The organism is Streptomyces sp. NBC_01775 (genome assembly GCF_035917675.1).
In the GTDB taxonomy this organism is placed as follows: domain Bacteria; phylum Actinomycetota; class Actinomycetes; order Streptomycetales; family Streptomycetaceae; genus Streptomyces.
In genome coordinates, this window is the sequence record NZ_CP109104.1 from 1078702 (window position 1) to 1097292 (window position 18591).

The 18591-nt window shown below is 72.9% G+C and carries 19 protein-coding genes and 1 pseudogene; 7 read left to right on the forward strand and 13 right to left on the reverse strand.

All coding sequences use genetic code 11. The annotated features are described in order from the left end of the window. Window positions 1-102: 102 nt before the first annotated feature. The 3 genes from OHB04_RS05155 (at window position 103) to OHB04_RS05165 (ending at window position 2482) form a co-directional block, all read left to right on the forward strand. The gene (locus tag OHB04_RS05155) at window positions 103-705 is read left to right on the forward strand and encodes a helix-turn-helix domain-containing protein (RefSeq protein WP_326806900.1); all 603 of its coding nucleotides are present in this window, start codon (window positions 103-105) and stop codon (window positions 703-705) included. A 173-nt stretch (window positions 706-878) separates the two neighbouring features. Then, window positions 879-1082 (forward strand): hypothetical protein, encoded by a 204-nt coding sequence (locus tag OHB04_RS05160; protein ID WP_326686488.1) that lies wholly within the window; start codon window positions 879-881, stop codon window positions 1080-1082. Between the two features lie 11 nt (window positions 1083-1093). Next, window positions 1094-2482 (forward strand): NADP-dependent succinic semialdehyde dehydrogenase, encoded by a 1389-nt coding sequence (locus OHB04_RS05165; protein WP_326686489.1) that lies wholly within the window; start codon window positions 1094-1096, stop codon window positions 2480-2482. Window positions 2483-2569: 87 nt separating this feature from the next. On the opposite strand, the gene OHB04_RS05170 is transcribed toward OHB04_RS05165, so the two are convergent. After that, window positions 2570-2827 (reverse strand): hypothetical protein, encoded by a 258-nt coding sequence (locus OHB04_RS05170; protein WP_442814782.1) that lies wholly within the window; start codon window positions 2825-2827, stop codon window positions 2570-2572. Between the two features lie 186 nt (window positions 2828-3013). Here OHB04_RS05170 and OHB04_RS05175 point away from each other — a divergent pair, with 186 nt between their 5' ends. After that, window positions 3014-3382 carry a nuclear transport factor 2 family protein gene (locus OHB04_RS05175; RefSeq protein ID WP_326692594.1) on the forward strand — a complete coding sequence of 123 codons (369 nt, stop codon included), beginning with the start codon at window positions 3014-3016 and terminating at the stop codon, window positions 3380-3382. Between the two features lie 3 nt (window positions 3383-3385). On the opposite strand, the gene OHB04_RS05180 is transcribed toward OHB04_RS05175, so the two are convergent. Both OHB04_RS05180 and OHB04_RS05185 read right to left on the reverse strand, forming a co-directional pair. Next, complete coding sequence (locus OHB04_RS05180; RefSeq protein ID WP_326686490.1) at window positions 3386-4417, reverse strand: glutathione S-transferase family protein; 1032 nt, start codon at window positions 4415-4417, stop codon at window positions 3386-3388. A gap of 142 nt (window positions 4418-4559) precedes the next feature. Beyond that, a complete protein-coding gene (locus tag OHB04_RS05185) occupies window positions 4560-4829 on the reverse strand; it encodes a hypothetical protein (RefSeq protein WP_326686491.1) in 270 nt (89 codons plus the stop codon). Window positions 4830-5029: 200 nt separating this feature from the next. Here OHB04_RS05185 and OHB04_RS05190 point away from each other — a divergent pair, with 200 nt between their 5' ends. Then, entirely contained in the window at window positions 5030-5752 is a 723-nt protein-coding gene (locus tag OHB04_RS05190) for a VOC family protein (RefSeq protein ID WP_326686492.1), read from the forward strand. A 14-nt stretch (window positions 5753-5766) separates the two neighbouring features. On the opposite strand, the pseudogene OHB04_RS05195 reads toward OHB04_RS05190, so the two are convergent. From OHB04_RS05195 to OHB04_RS05230, 8 genes and pseudogenes are all read right to left on the reverse strand, one after another. Beyond that, a pseudogene (locus OHB04_RS05195) lies at window positions 5767-6653 on the reverse strand (hypothetical protein); the annotation flags it as partial. Between the two features lie 133 nt (window positions 6654-6786). Further along, window positions 6787-7491, reverse strand: a complete 705-nt coding sequence (locus OHB04_RS05200; RefSeq protein ID WP_326806901.1) for a hypothetical protein — start codon at window positions 7489-7491, stop codon at window positions 6787-6789. A 429-nt stretch (window positions 7492-7920) separates the two neighbouring features. Then, the gene (locus tag OHB04_RS05205) at window positions 7921-8766 is read right to left on the reverse strand and encodes a S1 family peptidase (protein WP_326806902.1); all 846 of its coding nucleotides are present in this window, start codon (window positions 8764-8766) and stop codon (window positions 7921-7923) included. Between the two features lie 16 nt (window positions 8767-8782). Then, entirely contained in the window at window positions 8783-9151 is a 369-nt protein-coding gene (locus OHB04_RS05210; RefSeq protein ID WP_326686496.1) for a CU044_2847 family protein, read from the reverse strand. 57 nt (window positions 9152-9208) lie between these two features. After that, entirely contained in the window at window positions 9209-9856 is a 648-nt protein-coding gene (locus OHB04_RS05215; protein ID WP_326686497.1) for a response regulator transcription factor, read from the reverse strand. A 45-nt stretch (window positions 9857-9901) separates the two neighbouring features. Continuing rightward, a complete protein-coding gene (locus tag OHB04_RS05220; protein WP_326806904.1) occupies window positions 9902-11242 on the reverse strand; it encodes a sensor histidine kinase in 1341 nt (446 codons plus the stop codon). Window positions 11243-11294: 52 nt separating this feature from the next. Continuing rightward, the gene (locus tag OHB04_RS05225; protein WP_326686499.1) at window positions 11295-11942 is read right to left on the reverse strand and encodes a sensor domain-containing protein; all 648 of its coding nucleotides are present in this window, start codon (window positions 11940-11942) and stop codon (window positions 11295-11297) included. 135 nt (window positions 11943-12077) lie between these two features. After that, window positions 12078-12869, reverse strand: coding sequence for an alpha/beta fold hydrolase (locus OHB04_RS05230; RefSeq protein ID WP_326806905.1), 792 nt, complete (start codon window positions 12867-12869; stop codon window positions 12078-12080). A 355-nt stretch (window positions 12870-13224) separates the two neighbouring features. On the opposite strand from OHB04_RS05230, the gene OHB04_RS05235 reads away from it, so the two are divergent. After that, entirely contained in the window at window positions 13225-14445 is a 1221-nt protein-coding gene (locus tag OHB04_RS05235; protein ID WP_326806906.1) for a hypothetical protein, read from the forward strand. Between the two features lie 130 nt (window positions 14446-14575). Here OHB04_RS05235 and OHB04_RS05240 read toward each other — a convergent pair whose 3' ends face one another. Together OHB04_RS05240 and OHB04_RS05245 are read right to left on the reverse strand one after the other, a co-directional pair. Continuing rightward, the gene (locus tag OHB04_RS05240) at window positions 14576-16168 is read right to left on the reverse strand and encodes a PTS ascorbate transporter subunit IIC (protein WP_326686502.1); all 1593 of its coding nucleotides are present in this window, start codon (window positions 16166-16168) and stop codon (window positions 14576-14578) included. 125 nt (window positions 16169-16293) lie between these two features. After that, entirely contained in the window at window positions 16294-17130 is an 837-nt protein-coding gene (locus OHB04_RS05245; RefSeq protein WP_326806907.1) for a PTS sugar transporter subunit IIA, read from the reverse strand. 214 nt (window positions 17131-17344) lie between these two features. On the opposite strand from OHB04_RS05245, the gene OHB04_RS05250 reads away from it, so the two are divergent. Continuing rightward, window positions 17345-18505 (forward strand): baeRF2 domain-containing protein, encoded by a 1161-nt coding sequence (locus OHB04_RS05250; protein WP_326686504.1) that lies wholly within the window; start codon window positions 17345-17347, stop codon window positions 18503-18505. Window positions 18506-18591: the final 86 nt, after the last annotated feature.

Below are 18591 nucleotides of genomic sequence, written 5' to 3' on the forward strand. Positions count from 1 at the left end.
GGACCGGGCTTCCGGCCCGCGTGCCCGAGGCACCGGCCGCCCGCGCGGGCCTCGCGAGCCGTCCGGTTGACAAAAGATGTTGCCGCGGTGGCAAATGGAGGGGTGACCGACGACAACGAGCTGACCGGGGTGCTGGATTCCGTGGGCCCCCGGCTGCGGGCGCTGCGCACGGAGCGCGGAGACACCCTGGCGGAGCTGAGCCGGACCACCGGCATCTCCGTCAGCACCCTCTCGCGCCTGGAGTCCGGGCAGCGCAGGCCCACTCTCGAGCTGCTGCTGCCGCTCGCCCGGGCGCACCGCGTCCCTCTGGACGAGCTGGTCGGCGCGCCGCAGACCGGAGATCCCCGGGTGCACGCGCGCCCCATCGTCCGCGAGGGCCGGACATTCGTCCCGCTGACCAGGCACCTGGGCGGGCTGCACGCCTACAAGCAGGTCATCCCCGGCGACAGCCACAACCCCGCGGGGGCGGGCGAGATCGAGCAGCGCACCCACGAGGGCTACGAGTGGCTCTATGTGCTGGCCGGGCGGCTGCGGATGAAGCTGGGCGAGCACGAACTGGTGCTGGTGCCGGGCGAGGCGGCCGAGTTCGACACGCGCGTGCCGCACGGCTTCCAGAGCGCCGACGAGCATCCGGTGGAGTTCCTGGCCATCTTCGGCAAGCAGGGCGAGCGTGTCCATGTGCGGGCCAAGCCCGCCGCCCGCTAGTGCCCCTCCCGGCAAGCTTTGCCCCGTAGCCGACCGCGAGCGGACAGGGCGTTCCCCCGCCGCACCAGGACAAACCTCGAAATGACCCCTCGGGCTTCCTTTGGCGCTCCCGGGCCGATGGGTGTTCCCTGGGGAGGGAACGACGCACCTTCCCGCGAGGTGAGGAGCTGGACATGTCCAAGCGCCAACCAGACCAGGCAGGCAGCGAGGCCGACCAGGCCCGGGGGCCGGACGAGCGGCAGATCCACGGCGGCATGCCGGACCGTCCCGACGACGAAGAGCTGGCCAGGCGCGCCGAGGCGGAACGGGCCGAGGCGGGCCTGGAGGACTACGACCCGGAGGACGTACCGCCCGCGACCGAGACCCCCGAGCGCTGAGAGGCCCGTTCATGCCTATCGCCACGGTGAACCCCGCTGACGGCGAGACCCTCAAGACGTTCGACCCGCTCTCCGGAGAGGAGATCGAGCGCCGCCTGGCCGAGGCCGACCGGGCCTTCCGCACCTACCGCTCCACCTCCTTCGAGGAGCGGGCGCGGCTGCTGGGCGCGGCGGCCGGCCTGCTGGAGCGGGAGACGGCGGACATCGCGCGCGTGATGACGACGGAGATGGGCAAGACCCTCAAGTCCGCCGAGGCCGAGGCCGCCAAGTGCGTCAAGACGATGCGCTGGTACGCCACGCACGCGGAGGGCCTGCTGACAGATGAGCACCCCACCGGGTCCGACGTGACGGACTCGGGCGCCGTCTCGGCCTGTGTGCACTACCGCCCGCTGGGGCCCGTGCTGGCCGTCATGCCGTGGAACTTCCCGCTCTGGCAGGTGATCAGGTTCGCCGCTCCCGCTTTGATGGCGGGCAACGTCGGCCTGCTCAAGCACGCCTCCAACGTGCCGCAGACGGCGCTGTATCTGGGCGAGCTGTTCCGCCGTGCGGGCTTTCCCGAGGGCTGTTTCCAGACGCTGCTGGTGCCCTCCGGCGCGATCGAGGGGGTGCTGCGCGACCCGCGCGTGGTCGCCGCGACCCTCACCGGCAGTGAGCCGGCGGGCCGCTCGGTGGCCTCGATCGCGGGCGACGAGGTCAAGAAGACCGTCCTCGAACTCGGCGGCAGCGACCCGTACATCGTCATGCCGTCCGCCGGCATCGAGGCCGCGGCCCGCACGGCGGTGGCGGCACGGGTGCAGAACAACGGCCAGTCCTGCATCGCGGCCAAGCGCTTCCTCGTGCACACCGAGGTCTACGACAGGTTCGCCGAACTGTTCGCCACCGGGATGCGCGAGCTGACCGTCGGGGACCCCATGGACGCGGCCACCGATGTGGGCCCGCTCTCCAGCGAGCAGGGGCGCGCCGACCTGGAAGAGCTGGTGGACGACGCGCTCGACCGGGGCGCCGTGGCGCTGTGCGGCGGCCGTCGGCCGCCCGGCTTCGACCGGGGCTGGTTCTACGAGCCGACGGTGCTCACCGGCGTCACGGACCGTATGCGCATTCACCGCGAGGAGGCGTTCGGGCCGGTCGCCACGCTCTACCGCGTACGCGACCTGGATGACGCCGTGTCGCTCGCCAACGACACCCCGTTCGGGCTGAGTTCGAACGTGTGGACGCGGGACGAGGCCGAAGTCGACCGCTTCGTACGCGACCTGGAGGCGGGCGGTGTCTTCGTCAACGGGATGACCGCCTCCCACCCGGCGCTCCCCTTCGGCGGCGTCAAGCGCTCCGGCTACGGCCGGGAGCTGGCGGGTCACGGCATCCGCGAGTTCTGCAACGCGACGACGGTCTGGCGCGGCTGACAGGCCAGGGTGATGCCGGCCCGGCCGCCGGATCCGGTGCGCCCGGACGGCGTCACCGCCACGGTGGGGGGGGAGCCCGTCCGGAAGTCACCGCATTCCGAACAGTTCCTCGGCCTGCCCGATCCCCCGTTTCAGCGCCTCGGGATCCGGGCGCAGCCCGGCGACCGACGCGTCGACGCCGCGCAGCCCGGCGCGGGCCAGCAGCCGTTTCTCGTTGGTGACCCACTCCCCCCGGGCCGCGAGCACCGCGTGTGCGGACTGCATCGCGGCCGTCGCCAGGGCCCCCGCGACCTCCGTGAGCGCGGCCCGGGGCACGCTGTTGGTCTTCGCGTAGGCGAGGGTCATGCGGGCGGCCGACCGCGGGGACAGCGGCGTGGGCACGACGCCGCGGCCCGTCGCCCATTACCCCGCGGGTAATCGACCGGCCGTGGGGTGCCGGTGCATCGTCGTCCCATCAGCCGCACGGCCCCAGGGCCGGACGGGGACGGACACCGAGTGGGGAGCAGGCCCATGAGCGCGAACGAGAACTCCATGAACACATACGAGAACGCCGTCGAGCGCTACTTCGCGGCCTGGAACGCGGCCGGCGCCGAGGAGCGGGCCAAGGCCGTCGCCGCGGCCTGGACGGAGGACGGCTCCTACACCGACCCGCTGATGGACGTGCGCGGGCACGACCAGCTGGCGGCCTCGCTCGCGGCCACCATGGAGCAGTTCGCCGGCTGCGAGTTCCGGCTGCTGGGCACGGTGGACGGGCACCACGACATCGCCCGCTTCTCCTGGGAGCTGTTCGTGCGCGCCGACGGCTCCTCCCCGGCGGCCGGGTTCGATGTGATCACGCTGGCCGACGACGGGCGGATCAAGTCGGTCAAGGGCTTCCTGGACCGGCTGCCCACCTCGTGACGCTCAGGGCCGGTGTGAGGCGGGGAGTTCCTCGTCGGCGGGCGGCGGGCCCGGCGGGGTGCCGTCGCCGAAGGGCCGCCCGCCCAGCTGCTCACGGTGGTGCGGGGTCTGCCAGCCCGACAGGTCCGGGCCCACCGGCACGATCGAGGTCGGGTTGATGCCCGTGTGCACGGCGTAGTAGTGCCGCTTGATGTGGTCGAAGTCGACGGTGTCCCCGAAGCCGGGGGTCTGGTACAGGTCGCGGACGTAGGCCCACAGGACGGGGTCCTCGGTCAGCTTGTTGCGGTTGCACTTGAAGTGGCCGTGGTAGACGGCGTCGAAGCGGACCAGGGTGGTGAACAGCCGGATGTCGGCCTCGGTGAGGGTGTCGCCCACGAGGTAGCGCTGGTCACGCAGCCGCTCGGAGAGCAGGTCCAGGCGGCGGAAGACATCCGCGTACGCGGCCTCGTACTCCTCCTGCCGGGTGGCGAACCCGGCGCGGTAGACCCCGTTGTTGACGTCGCGGAAGACGCCCTCGGCGACCTCGTCGATCTCCGCGCGCAGGGCCTCGGGGTACAGGTCGGGAGCGCCCGGCCGGTGCAGCTCCCGCCACTCGGTGGCCAGGTCGAGGGTGATCTGCTGGAAGTCGTTGGTGACCAGCTTGCCGCTGGGCACATCGACGATGGCCGGGACGCTCACGCCGCCCGGGTACTCCGTCTCGCGCTTGTCGTACGCCTCGTGCAGGAAGCGGATGCCCAGCACCGGGTCGCGGTCGTCGGGGTCGAGGGTGAAGCGCCAGCTCCTGTCGTCCTGGATGGGGTCGGTGACGCCCAGCGAGAGCGCGCTCTCCAGGCCGAGCAGCCGCCGTGACACCAGCACGCGGCTGGCCCAGGGGCAGGCGCGGCTGACGACCAGGCGGTAGCGGCCGGCCTCGACGGGCCAGCCCTCCTTGCCGTCCGCGGTGATCCGGTCGGCGAAGTGGCTCTTGGACCTCTTGAACGCCTTGCGGCCGTACTCGGTGTTCCCGGCACGGTCGCCGGTGTCAGCGGGGCTCATGCGGTCTCCTCCTCGCGGGGTCGAGCCGGGAGACCGTTCTCCCGGCTCGACCTCGAACGACATGGGTGTCTGACCGCATCCCACCACCGATGGGCCACCCGTGCCGAGCACCGACGCGAATCCGGCCGCGCCCGGACGCGCCTCAGCGCCCTATCTGCCAGGCGAAGGGCGGCAGTTGGGCGGCCCGGCAGTACACCTCGACGGCCCACGGAAGCGCCGCGGCCGACGGATGCAGCCGGGCCCCTTCCAAGCTGGCCAGCAGCCGGGCGCCATGGTGGACACAGCCGGTGTACTGCCTGCCGTCACCGGCCAGGACAGTGACGGCCAACCGCCTGCCCTCGCACGGCGTCGGGTCCTTCGTGTCCGCGGCCGGGCACCTGCGCGCGCCGTCCGCCGTCATCCCACTGTCCATGTCCCCACCCCGTGCCGTTCGCCCTGTGCCGATGGGTTGCTTCCCCAACTTCGGCTGATAATGAGGGAGTTGACACATCATTGGGGAACTCTTAACCAGGGCGGCCCGACAGCGGACGACGCGGGTTAATCAGTTGACGGGGCGGCACCGGCTGGGCAGGCTCCAGCACGACCCGTCTGCCCCTACCGGGAGACCTACGGATGACTTCTCACCTGTACGCGCTCTGCTTCGACGCGCACGACCCGCCCCGTCTCGCGCGGTTCTGGGCGGACTTTCTCCGCTGGGAGACGTCCGAGGACTCCTCCGCCGGCATCACGCTGCTGCCCAGCGATGAGACCGGGTTCCGGCTCCGCTTCCTCCCGGCCCAGGAGCGGGAGACAGGCCAGAACCACATGCACTTCGATCTGACGAGCACGTCCCTCGACGACCAGAAGCAGGTGGTGGAGAGGGCGCTACAGCTCGGTGGCCGGCACATCGACATCGGTCAACTCCCGGAGGAGGGGCATGTGGTGCTCGCCGACCCCGAAGGCAACGAGTTCTGTGTCATCGAGCCGGGCAACAGCTTCCTCGCCGAGTGCGGGTTCATCGGAGCGCTGGCGGGCGACGGTTCACAGGAGGCCGGGTACTTCTGGAGCCACGCGCTGGGCTGGCCGTTGGTCTGGGACCAGGACCAGGAGACCGCGATCCGCTCACCGCACGGCGGTCCGAAGGTCACGTGGGGTGGTCCGCCCCTGATGCCGAAGACGGGGAAGGAACGGCTGCACTTCGACCTCGCCCCACTCGCCGGAGGTGACCAGCAGGCGGAGGTCGACCGGCTCGTCTCCCTCGGAGCAACGCGCGTCGACATCGGCCAGGGGGACGTCGACCGGGTGGTGATGGCCGACCCCGACGGCCACGAGTTCTGTGTGCTGACCCCCCAGTAAGCCACGTGGCGGCCTCAGCGGCCGTCCCGACCGGGGGCGGCCGGCCGACGGAGGGCCGAGGGCAGGGCCGCGGAGGGGAGCCCGTCCGGCGTCAGTCGCTCGGCGAGAGCGGCACGCTCCTCGGAGAAGGCGGGATCGGAGCGGTAGTCGCCATGGCCCAGGACCGGCCGCGGGAGCGGGTGTTCGCGGGTACGGCCGTAGACGAAGGGGTCGGGCAGGGGACCGCGGTCCACGGCCGGGCCGCCCCCGCTCACCCGGACGGGCCCGCCCACCGGGTCGGTCAGACGCCACAGGTTGCCCCAGCAGTCCACCTCGCGGTGCAGCGCGTCCAGCGCGCCGGGGCCGAAGTAGGCGGGGAACCAGCGGCCGTAGATCCGCTCCAGCGGGGACCCGTAGGTGAGCAGCGCGATCCGACGGCGGACCGGGGAAGGCAGCTGCCAGACGGCGGCTGCGGCCGGGACGCTGCCCTGGGAGTGGCCGGAGATCAGGACGCGCCCGTCCGTGCTCTCCACCCAGGTGGCGATCCGCCAGGCGAGGTCGGGCACCGCGCGCTCCGCGTAACAGGGCGGCGCGAAGGGGTGCGCGGCGCGCGGCCAGAACGTGCCCGCGTCCCACAGGACGCCGACGGCGCTGCGTGAGGAGGGGTCCCGGTAGGCGGTCCGGCCCCGGTCGAGGAGGAAGAGCAGGCCCAGCGCGGCCATCCAGGAGCCCACCTCCTGGAGGGTGTGGGCGATCCCGGAACCCTGGCCCGGAGTCCGTCGGGGAGGTGGCCGCTGAGCACGGCGGCGGAATCGAGCAGCAGCAGCGCCAGCGCCGCGGTGACGGTCAGCCAGGGCGCCGAATCGAGGATCCGGGCGCGCGCGATGGCCCGCGTGATGCTCCGGGTGCGCGCACGGTCGGGGCCGGGGACGCGAACCCGCGCAGCGGGGTGCGCCCGCCGAGCCGCCGCCGGTGCAGCCACACCCCCACGGCGGCGAGTGCCGCGATCAGCACCCCTTGGGCCGACGCGATGACCCCGAACGCCCAGGCTCCGGTCAGCTCGCCCGCCGAGACCCAGCCGGGGCGTGGCCACAGCGCGTAGACGGCGGCGAGCACGAGCGTCGCGAGCCCGAAGCCGGGCAGCGCGCGAACGGCCGGACCGTCGGCCCGGGCGTCGAGCCGGCGCTCGCTGCGCCCTCGCCGGGCGACGGCGTATACCGCCCAGCAGACACCCGCGCCGGCCAGCGCGCCGAGGGCCCAGCCCGCCGCGTCCCGTACGGCGTCGCCCGCGCCGCGGTCGTGAACGAGCGCCCGCTCCCCTGCCGCTCGGGGCCGGCCCGCTCCTCGGCCAGCAGGCGGGAGGCTGTCACGGCCCGCTCCAGCTCCTCGCGTACGGCCTGGGCCTGCGGGTGCCGGGCACCGAGCGTGGCTGCGGACCGCTGCGCGGCGGCGGCCAGCACGTCGGTGAGCCGTTCGGCGCTCGCCAGGTCGCCGTCCTGAGCCGCGATCTCGTGCCGGGCCGCGGCCAGGGTGACCAGCGCGGCCAGGGCGCGGGGGTGTTCGGCGCCCCAGCTCTCGATCAGCGCGTCGCAGACCGTCTCCAGCTCCTGGACGAGCTTCGCCGCCTCGCGTTTCCTGCCTCGTGCCCCCGCCGCCCGGAAGAGCACGGAGCAGCAGCGCATCCGGATTTCGAGCCGCTCCCGGTCGCTCTCCACCGAGGCCGCCAGTTCCCGCGCCTCGCGCGCGTCTTTCCGGGCCACGTCCCAGTCGCCCGCGTGCGCCTCGACGACGGCGAGGTTCGCCAGGGTGTGCGCCCGCTCCGCCTCCCCCGGGCCAGCGACAGGGCGCTGCCCAGCACGCTGCGCGCCCGGAGGTGCTCGCCCGCCTCGATGAACAGGACACCGAGACGGTTGTGCGTCGCACAGCCCCCTCCGCCGGGATGCGCTCTGTGGCGACCCGGCTGTACGCCTCCACCAGCGCTGACTTGAGCGCCTCCGCCTCCCCCGCCTCCCGCAGCAGGGCCACGAAGAGGGCGAAGTTCCCCGCGTCCTCGGCATCGAGGAGCAGCCAGGGGTGCGCGAGGATGCCGGGCAGCGCCTCGGCGAGCGCCGCCCGCGCGCCCGGCTCGCCGCGCAGCACGCGCTCGACCCGGCCGGTGACGTCCGCCCACACCAGGGGCTCGGGTTCAGTCATCGTCGTCGGGTCCGTCGGGCCCCCCGAACAGGTCGGTGACCCGCTTGAGCGTCCGGCCCCGGCCCTCCTCGGCGTCGGCCGCGGTGATCAGTCCGCTCTCCTCCCACTGCCGCAGCGAGGCCAGGACCCGGCCGGCATCGCTGAGGATGTCCTCGTTGCCGGGCCGCGCCCGGGGCGGAGGAATGTCGGCGGCGGACCGCGCGGGGCCGGACCTCGGCGCGGCGACCAGGGCTCTGAGATGCTCCACGCCGAAGTGCGGGAAGATTTCCATGGCGTAGCGGACGGTCGCGGCGAACAGGACGTTGCTGCCGGCCCCCCGGGTCCTGCCGGTTGAGCTGCTGCTCCAGGAGGATGCCCACGACGGGCCGCTCGCCGCGCTCCTGCTCGCCCGCCTCGACGGGGCCGCCCGAGTATCCGGCGAAGCTGCCGAGGAGCTGGTCCACCTGGAGCTGCATCACCTCCAGTTCGCCGCCTTCCACGCACCGGTGCGCGATCGGCGCGTGAGTGACCCGGCCGCTGAGGTGCGCCGTCTCCTGGGGCGGGCGGTAGCGGCAGTTCCAGGCGACCTTGGGCCTGGGGGTGTCCGTCCGGGGTGCGGCGGCCAGCCGGTGTCCGTGGGCGCCCTCGACGGTGACCAGGGCCAGGTCCCGCTCCTTGACGGCGTCGCACTTGCGGCCCGGGAGGCGGCGCCCGTCGGGGAGTTCGAGGGTGAGGGCGGCCTCTTCGGAGGACAGGCCGCGCAGGCAGTGCAGGGCGGTGAGCACGAAGCCGGGGGTGATCAGGAATCCGGCGCCGAGATAGGTGTCGGACTCGTACAGGTGCACCCAGTGCTGCTCGCTCATGACTCATGCGCCCCGGTCATGACTCGGCCTGAGCCGGACCTGTGCGCTCGACGGTGAGCGTCACCTCGAAGGACGCTTCGGCCGATGCCTTGGAGAGGATCACTCCCGCCTCGGCCGCCAGTGTCAGGCCGAAGGTGACCTCCGCGCTCCTGACCGACCAGCCGCCACGCTCCGGTACCCGGGCCAGCGAGTCCTGGGCGAGCGCCGACGCCTGCACGATGGCCTGCTGGATCTCCTCCGAACGGCCGTCCAGGGGCGCGGAGGCGCGGGTTCTGCTGCCGATCTGCCGGCCCCCGCGGGAGTCCAGTTCGACGGTCTCCACCCGTACGCCGGTCAGTGCCCCGGATTCCTCGCCGGTCGCGCCCTGTGGCGTGCCGCCCTCCATCGCTGTCCCCTCGGCAGAACCTTCACCCGTCAACGCGCTGCTGCGCAGGGCTAGATGCTAGGCGCTCTTGAGGTAGCGAAGAACCGCCAGGACGCGGCGGTGGCCGGTCTCGGAAGGCGGGAGGCCCAGCTTGCCGAAGATGTTGGCGACGTGCTTCTCCACGGCGCGTTCGGACACGACGAAGGAGGCGGCGATGGCCTGGTTGGTGCGCCCCTCCGCCATCAGGGCCAGCACCTCGCGCTCGCGCGGGGTGAGCGCGTCCAGCTCCGTGGCCCGCCCGGCGGCCCCGAACAGCTGGGAGACGACCTCCGGGTCCAGGGCTGTGCCCCCGGCCGCGACCCGCCGCAGCGCCTCGGCGAACTCGCCGATGTCGACGACGCGTTCCTTGAGCAGGTAGCCGACCCCGGCCGCGCCGTCGCCCAGCAGCCGTGCCGCGTACTTCGTCTCGACGTACTGAGAGAAGATCAGCACCCCCACGCCGGGGTGCTCGGAGCGGAGGGTGACGGCGGCGCGCAGCCCCTCGTCGGAGTGGCCCGGGGGCAGCCGGATGTCCACCACGGCGGCGTCGGGCCGGTGTTCGTCGACGGCGGCCAGCAGCCGCTCCGCGTCGTCCACGGCGGCGACGACCTCGATGCCGCGCAGCTCCAGGAGCTGGGCGAGGCCGTCGCGCAGGATGGCGGAGTCCTCGGCGATGACAACGCGCACGGCAGGGCCCCGTCCCGTCATTCGTGCTGGTGGTCCGCCCGGCGCTCAGCCCATGGGCAGATTGACGGTGATCACCGTAGGCCCTCCTGGCGGGCTGACGCACTCCAGGGTGCCGTCGACCGTCCGGACGCGGGCGAGCAGCCCGGTCAGCCCGCTGCCCGCACCCACGGCGGCCCCGCCCCTGCCGTCGTCGCGTACGGTCAGCCGAAGGGTGCCCCCGGCCCCGTGGGCGTCCCCGTGAACGTCGACGGCGACGTGGCGGGCCGCGCTGTGTTTGGCGGCGTTGGCCAGGAGTTCGGCGACGCAGAAGTACGCGATGGACTCGACCGCCTGCGCGGGGCGGTTCGGCAGCTCGCAGCGCAGCTCGGCCGGCAGGGGGCCGGCCGTCACGAGGGTGGCGAGCGCGGTCTCCAGCCCCTGGTCGAGGACGGGCGGATGGATGCCCTTGACCAGGTCGCGCAGGTCGGAGACGGCCGCTGTGGCGTTGCCGCTGGCGGTCTCCACCACGCTCAGCAGCCGCTCCTTCTCCGCCCCGGCCGCGATCAGCTCCCGGATGAGCGTCAGATGCATGCCCAGGCCCACGAGCCGGGCCTGGGTGCCGTCGTGGAGGTCGCGTTCGATACGGCGCAGGGTCGCCGCCGCGTCGTCGACGGCCTGGGCGCGGGTCTCCTCCAGGGTGCGGATGCGCTGCTCGGCGGAACTGGGTCCGGCCGAGGCGCGCAGCAGGGCCCGGTGCGGGGCCAGTGCCCAGCGCAGCAGCCGGGGCGCCAGCAGCACGAGCAGCGCCCCCAGGAGGACGGGGACGAGGAGCCGGGGCCAGGTGTCGAACTCGACGTCGGCGACCTCCAGGGAGACCCGCCGCTCGGAGCCGTCCGCCCGGTGTTCGGTGATGTGGTTCCAGCGCTGGAGGAGGGGGTGGGCCAACAGCAGCGGCCCGTAGGCGTAGCCCACCACGGCGGCGGCCACCGGGGGCAGCGCGGCAAGTGGCGCCAGCAGCACCAGCCCCACGGCACGCCACCCCGCCCGCTCGGTCAGCAGCGCCTGCCGCCAGCCCCGTGGCCCCGGGCCCGTACGGCGACGGCGGGAGAGTCGTTGGGCCCACTCGCCGGTCTCGCCCAGCAGCCCGCGGGCCGCCACGCGTTGGAGGTCTCCGGCGGCGAGCGCGCCGCGCACCGTCAGCGCCAGCAGCCACAGCCCCGGCGACGTCCAGGACAGCGCGGCGCCCAGCACCAGCCCCGCCACCACGAGGAGGAGGGCGACGAGCGCGAGGGGCAGGGCCAGCAGCGCGTAGAGCAGCGCGGCCAGCGCGCGCGGGCAAAACGGTGCGGCGAGGGCAGCGCGTACGGTGCGCTGGGCGGCGCGTACGGTGCCCGGTGTGCGGGACATACCCGTCAACATACGGGCCCCGCCTCCGGCCGGTCCCACCGCTTCCGGCTGCTCAGAGCTGGTGGATGACGGGTATGGACAGCGCGCCGCCGACGGCGGCGGCCAGGAGCGCGGGCAGGACTGCCCGCCACAGCGCCGCCCGTGCGGGACCCAGCAGCGCGGTGGCCAGCCGCGCCTGGAGCGCGGAGAGGCCCCTTCCGATCCAGAGCAGCGCGAGGACGGCCACTCCGCCGCCCAGGAGGTGCACCGTCCACGCTCCTGCGAGAGTGGGGCCGCCCCAGTCGGTCGCGGGGGTGGCATCGCCCATCCCGATCACGTCGCGCACCGGATAGCCGACGTTCAGCAGGACGAGGCTCAGGCCGTAGACGGCGACCATGGCGGCGATCACGTTGAGCGGGAGGCTCACGACGGCGTGCGCCAGGGCCCGGAGGGCGGGGCGGCGCCCGGGCTCTCCCGGCTTCCCCGGCTCCCCCGCTTCGATGCCCAGCAGCCGCCGCGCCAGGCCGCGTTGGACGCGCCCCGCAGGACCGCCGACGAGGGCGAGCGGCACACACAGAATGCCGACGGGAGCGGCGAGCAGCGCGTAGGCCACCCGCCGCCAGGTCGCCGCGCGGAAGGGCTCCCGCAGGACGGTGGCCCAGGAGCGGCGGCGGGACTGGGGCGCGGTGGGCCGGGGTGCGGTGGGCGGGTGGATCGTCATGTCCTCAGCCTGGTACGCCGAGGGGGCGCGGACGATGGTGCCAGCACGGAACTGCGGGGTTCGGTTTATCCCACCTCGGGCCACAACCCGGACCCTGCACGCAAACCGAAGAATCCGCACAACCCGGAAAGCGCGTCAGCCGGTGACGAAGTCCCGTACCACGGGGGCCAGATCGCCGACAGGCACCTCGTGGAAGGCACCGGGCAGCGAGCGGAAGGCACCGTCCGGGAGCGCCTCGGCGGTGAGGCGGGCGGCCTCCTGGAGCATGGGCGTGCTGGCGTCGCTGCTCAGCACCAGCGCGGGGACCTTCACCCGCGCCAGGGTCGCGGCGGGCAGGGTGCCGTCACCCATCAGCGTCGTGTCGTAGGCGAGGGTGTGGGCCAGCTTCACCATGCCGTCCCACATGGGAGACTGCCGGGCGCCCTCGACGGCCTGCGGCGGGAGGCCGACGACCTCGGTCATGAAGTAGACGACCGCCTCACCGGGCGCGCCCTGCTCGTTCAGCTCGGTCAGCCGGGCGGAGTGGTTGAGGGACTGCGGCTGTCCCACGGCACCGGTGAAGGGCGGCTCGAACAGCACGATCCGCGACAGCGGGGCCCCGGCACGCGCGGCCTCCAGCAGGACGAAGGCGCCGGAGGACATCCCGTACCCGTACACCTCTCCCCCGTCGGCCACGGCCCCGGCCACGGCCGCCAGGTCCTCGGCCTCGCGCGCGGGCGCGTACGGCGGGGTGTCGCCGCTGTCCCCCCTGCCCCTGCGGTCGTAGACGACGCCGCACAGGCCGAGGCCGGCCAGCCCGCGGGCGAGGGGCACTCCTGCCTCGCGGGCGCTCAGCGCCCCGCCCGCGACAAGAACGGGCGTGCCCTCCCCGTGGCGCTCATAGGCGATGGGGGTGCCATCCGGTGACATGACGGTACTGACGGCCATGTGCGTTCCCTCCCTGTATGTACGTGTCTGTCAGACGCCGCTCCTGAGAACTTCTAGCAGAGGGGACCGACAACGGGCCCCGGCGCGCGGGCCGGAGGGCCGAGTGGGCGCAGCCGGAAGGGCTCAGTGCCTGTGTCGTCTTGAGAGTGGAAGGTTCTCCGGAGGATCGGGCGCTGCGCGGGCGAGCAGCGAGTCCTCGTGGATCAGATCCCGGCCCGGGATCTCGGCAACCGCCTCTGGTCGAACTCGGAAACAACCGTGTCCGGCCGCGGGCTGACCGACGGACCTTCCCTGCCACAGCACCAGCCAGCGGCGTCCGCGGGCGTTGTCAGCTCCCTGGGGCAAGCTGGTGGCCATGCGGACACTCTTCAACGGCGAGTTCAGCGTGGACTACGGCCAGATGTACATCGACAGCCGCGCCGAGGCCGACATCCACGAAGGCCCGGAGGCCGGTCTCCACGAGTGCTTCATGGGACAGCAGGCGGGACTGTGCGGGGCGGCCGTTCCCGGACACCTGTTCCTGCTGACCGGCATCAGCGAAGGCTCTGTTCCCCTCACCGTCGAACTGCACGAGGCGGAGCCGCCCTTGGACTTCGACGGCTGGGAGGACATCGTGGAGACGCCCTTCCGGGCCGCCTCCAACGACACGACACTGAACGAATGGGACGGCGAAGGGCGGGACCTCGGCCTGCCCGCGGGCACGTACCGCGCGCGTTACCACTGCCGTGGCATGGACGAGGCCGTCGGCCTACGGCTGGAGGACGAGGCGGTGCTGGACGAGTACCTGCTCCAGTTCTGGCCCGCCCCGCATGAGAGCGACCGCGTCGTGAAGCAGACCAGCGAATCTGCCGCCTACTGGCACCAGTTCGCGAGTGAACTGCCACCGCCACCCACCCCCGAGGAACTGGCCGAGGCCGAACGCCTCACCCGCGAGAAGGAGGAGCAGGACGAACGAGAGCGGCGTGAGCGCGCCGAGAAGAGGGAATGGGGCGGGCGGCTGCCCAGCGACCGGCTGCGGAGCGTCGGCAAGGCTGCGGCAGGGCTGCGGACGCTTGATGTCGCCCTCGTACACGCGGTCGACGAGGCCGGGCCGGAGACCCAGCGCGCGATAGCCCGTTGGGCCGCACACCGTTCTTGCGACGTGGCCGGTCTCAGCGGCGCGGACTGGATCGCCCGCGGCCTGGCCGGACTGGACCGGGGCCTGCCCTTCTCACCGCCGCTGGACGACCCGAAGACAGCGCGGAATCTCCTCTCCTCCGACCCGCAGGTTCCCCACACCGTCATCACACGGCCGGACGGCACCAGCGACTCCCAGCAGGAAGTGGCGCTTTTCTCCCTGATCATCGCGGCGGACCCCGATCCACTCAAAGCCCTGCTCCTCGCACTCCACGCCGCCGCCGGCGCCCACGGCACCGGCTGGCATGATCTGCTCACCGAAGTCCGCAGCGAGTTCCCCGAGACAGCCCACGCTCCGCTGCCACCCGAGACCGTCCCGCCCAAGAAACGTCCGCATTACGGCAATGCGATACGTGCCGTGGCCGTGAAGCAACACCCGGGCGAGGAACCGCAACGGTGAGAAGCTCGACGAGCCGGACGCCCGATCGTCTTCTCCCGGTCTTTCATCCCGCATTCGGTGTCCGATCCAGTGGTGCCGGGTCGCACCAACCGCAGATTCCGGGACGAAAGAACGGGAGAAGACCCCCCTCTCAGGCCTCGGGCGGCGGGGGCGGCTTGGGGGCTCCGGCGGGCGGCGGGATCTTGGCGTAGCTCCGCGTCCCGGCCGCGTCACCGCCCGGTGCCGCCATGCCGGCCTTGGCCGCCTCCGCCGCGTCCCCCTGGCCCCCGCCGGGCAGGGCCGCGTCACGACGGGCACCCGGGTCCCAGCCCGGCTCCACGACGCGCTTTTGCACAGTGATCGCGCCGGCGAGCACTGCGGCGCCGAGGAGCAGCATGAGCACGATGCCGCCCGCGTCACCGGCCTTGGCGGCGTAGCCGGTGAGGGCGCCGAACCAGCCGAAGTCCGCGTCGCCGAAGGTGGTGTTCTCGTTCCCGAACGCGCCCAGCACCTTCAGCAGCACGGCGGGCAGGAAGGTGATCAGCAGGCCGTTGCAGAACGAGCCGATGACGGCGCCGCGCCTGCCCCCGGTCGCGTTGCCGTAGACCCCGGAGGCACCGCCGGTGAAGAAGTGCGGGACCAGCCCCGGCAGCACCAGCGCGAGCCCGAAGGCGGGGTTGAGCACCCAGGCGAGCAGGGCCAGCATGCACAGGCCGCCGACGAAGCTGGAGAGGAAGCCGATGAGCACCGCGTTCTGCGCGTAGGGAAAGACGATCGGCGCGTCCAGCGCGGGCACGGCGCCGGGGACGACCTTCTGCGCGATGCCCTGGAAGGCGGGTACGAGTTCGCCGAGGATCGTACGGACGCCGAAGAGGATGACGGCGACCGCGATGCCGAACTGGAGGCCCTGCATGACGGCCTGCATCAGGTAGTTGCCGAGGTCGGTGGCCGCGGCGCCGTTGTCCGCCGCGAACGCCTTGAACGCGGTCTTCTCGCCCGCCTTGACGACGTAGACGACGGCCATGATCAGGTAGATCAGCAGCATGGACAGCGCCGTGGCGACCATCGAGTCCCGCAGGAAGCGCAGCCCTTCGGGCAGCTTCATGTCCTCGGTGCTGCGGCTGCGCTTGCCGACGAGCTGCCCCACCGCGCCCGCCGTGACATAACCGGCGGTGCCGAAGTGGCCGATGGCTACGGTGTTGTTGCCGGTGATGCGCTTGGTCCACGGGTGGGCGAAGGCGGGCATGGAGACGAGCATGATGCCCAGCAGGGCGCCGCCGAGCACCACCACGACCCAGGAGGAGAGCCCCGCCGTGGCCAGGACCATGGTCAGCAAGGTCGCCATGAACAGCATGTGGTGCCCCGTCAGGAAGACGTAGCGCAGCGGGGTGAAGCGCGCCAGGACGAGGCTGAGCGCGAAGCCGACGATCATCAGCCACGCCACCCTGGCCCCGAACTGCGTCTGGGCGATGCCCACGATCGCCTCATTGGTGGGGATCACCCCGTGCGCGCCGGTGGCGCCCTGGATCATCTCGCCCAGCGGCGCCAGCGAGCTGACGACCAGCCCGGCGCCCGCGTTGATGAGCAGAAAACCCAGCGTCGCCTTGATGGCGCCGCCGACTATCTGCCCCGTCGTCTTCTTCAGGGCGATCAGACCGGCCGCCGTGATGAGGCCGATGAGATACGCGGGGACGCTGAGGATCTCGTTGACGAGAAACTTCGCGACCGTGACCAGCAGGTCCATGCCGCCTCCGTGGACGCCGTAGCGGGTGTCGGGCGCCGTCAGCGGTGCTGGGGCGCCGTTAAGTCGAGTGGGTTGGCGTAAGACGTGCGGGACGGCGTAAGACGTGTGGGACGCCGTGGATCAGCTCAGACGTCATAGGTGTCGCGCAGGGTCTTGTCCACCTCGGTGGTCGAGGTGAAGTCCTCCACGACCTTCACCGGAATCCCCACGTCGCCCAGCGTCCTGGCGATCTCCCGGGAGGTGAGGATGGCCACCGCCTCGGACGCCTTGCCCTTGGCGGAGATCGTGTCGGTCGCCTCGACGGTGATGTTCTTGTCCCAGCCCCAGCGGTCCAGCACCTTCTCCAAGGTGTTCTTCAGGAAGAGGCTGGTGCCCACGCCGTTGCCGCAGACGGTGAGGATCTTCTGCACGGCGGCCCCCGCCGCCTTGACGCCGACCGCCTCGGCACCGGCTGCGGCGCCGCTCTCCCCCTCGGTGCCGGCTGCGGCGCCGCCCTCCCCTTCGGTGCCGCCCGTCTGCTGTTCGAGCACCTGGTGCAGAGCCTCGGGCGTGGGCGCGTCCCGCAGCGAGGACTCGGTGGCGGGATCGCCCAGCAGCCGGGCGAGGGAGGCCATGGCCGCCGTGTGGGCCCCCGAATCCTGGGCGGCCAGCGCCACGACAAGGGTGACGGGGTCGTTCGTCTCGTGCCCGAACGTGACGGGCTCCGCCAGCCGCACCCAGGACATGCCGGTACGCAGCACCGCGGGCGAGGGCCGGGCGTGCGCGAACGCGAAGCCCGGCGCGACGACGATGTACGGGCCGTGCTCCTCGACGTTCCGGATCATCTCGGCGGTGTATTCGTCGGTACTCGTGCCGCTGTCCACCAGCAGCTCACCCGCGGCACGGACCGCCGCACGCCAGTCGGCCGCCGGCACGCCGAGGCGGATGGCCTCGGCCGGCAGAAGTTCACTCAGGGACGCCATGCACGGATCTTGGCATGTCCTCGATCGGCCACCCCAGGGGGTCCCCCGGGGGCCGGCTCAGAAGGCCCTGGTAGGGGCCGGACCAGGAGGCTCTGTGCGGGGCCGGACCGGGACGCCTGTGTCGGGTGGGGGCGCACTGGGTACCCGCTGCGACCACAGCCGGTCATAGCCGTCACAGAGCTGTAGGACCGTCACAGAGACGTAGGGAGGAAACATGCGCCTCGAATCCCTCGCCCCTCTTCTCACCCGTAACGGACCGTGGGCAACCGTCTACACCGATACGGCGCGGGCCACCGAGTCCGCCGGGGCCGAGCGGCGGCTCACGGCGCGCGCGGCGGGCGACGAGCTGATACGGCAGGGCGCCGATCCCCGGACCGCCGAGGCCGTGGTGGAGCGCCTGGCCGCGCTCTCGCCCAACGAGGAGCCGCACGGCGCTGCCGTGTTCGCCACCGAGGGTGAGGTCGTGCTCGGCCTGCCGCTCACCGAGCCGCCCGAGCGGGCGCGGGTGAGCTGGTCGGCACTGCCGCACCTGGGACCGCTGCCCGGCCTGATGCGGGAGAACCCGCTGTGCCTGACGGCCCGCATCGACCGGACCGGCGCCGACTTCGAGCTGCGCGACGCGTACGGCACCCGGCCCGCCGGGCAGGCGCTCGGCGAGGACTGGCCGGTGCACCGCACCGCCTCGGGCGACCCGTCCGAGCGGCACTTCCAGCTGCGGGTGGAGAACACCTGGGAGAGCAACGCGGGGCTGATCGCCGACGCGATATCCCAGCGCTTCCAGGAGACGGACGCCGATGTCCTGGTCCTCAGCGGAGACCCGCGCGAGCGCCGTGCCGTCCACGACCGGCTCCCCGAGCCGCTGCGCGAGGCCGCGATCGAGACCTCGCACGGCGGCCGGGCCGCCGGTGCCGACAGCGAGCTGCTCGACCGTGACACGCGGCGGGCCCGCGAGGAGTTCACCGAGCGGCACACCGCCGAGGCCCTCGCCGGGCTGCGCGCCGGACACGCGGCGGGCGCCGCCCCCGCCACCGGGGCCGGCACGGCCGAGACCGTGCCGGCGCTGGTGGAGGCCGCGCGCGAGCACCGCGTCGGCACGCTGCTCATGCGGCCCGGCGGGCCGGACAGGGAGCAGGAGGTGTGGGTCGGCCCCGCCGCGGACCAGATCGGCGTACGCCGGTCCGAGTTGCAGTACCTGGGCGCTCCCGACCCGGCCGCCGCCCGCGCCGACGACGCGCTGCTGCGCTGCGCGGTGGCCACGGACGCGGAGGTCCTGGTGGCCGACACCGAGGAGGATCTGCCGGTGGGCGGCCTCGGCGCCCTGCTGCGCTGGACGTACGACGAGAATCCCGCGGGCCCGGCACCGGGCACCTCCTGAGCACGTCCGACGGGGGCGTCCCTGCGAGATGTCCGCGGGACACCCGACGGGACGCCCGACGGGATCTCCGGCAAGGCGTCCTGCCG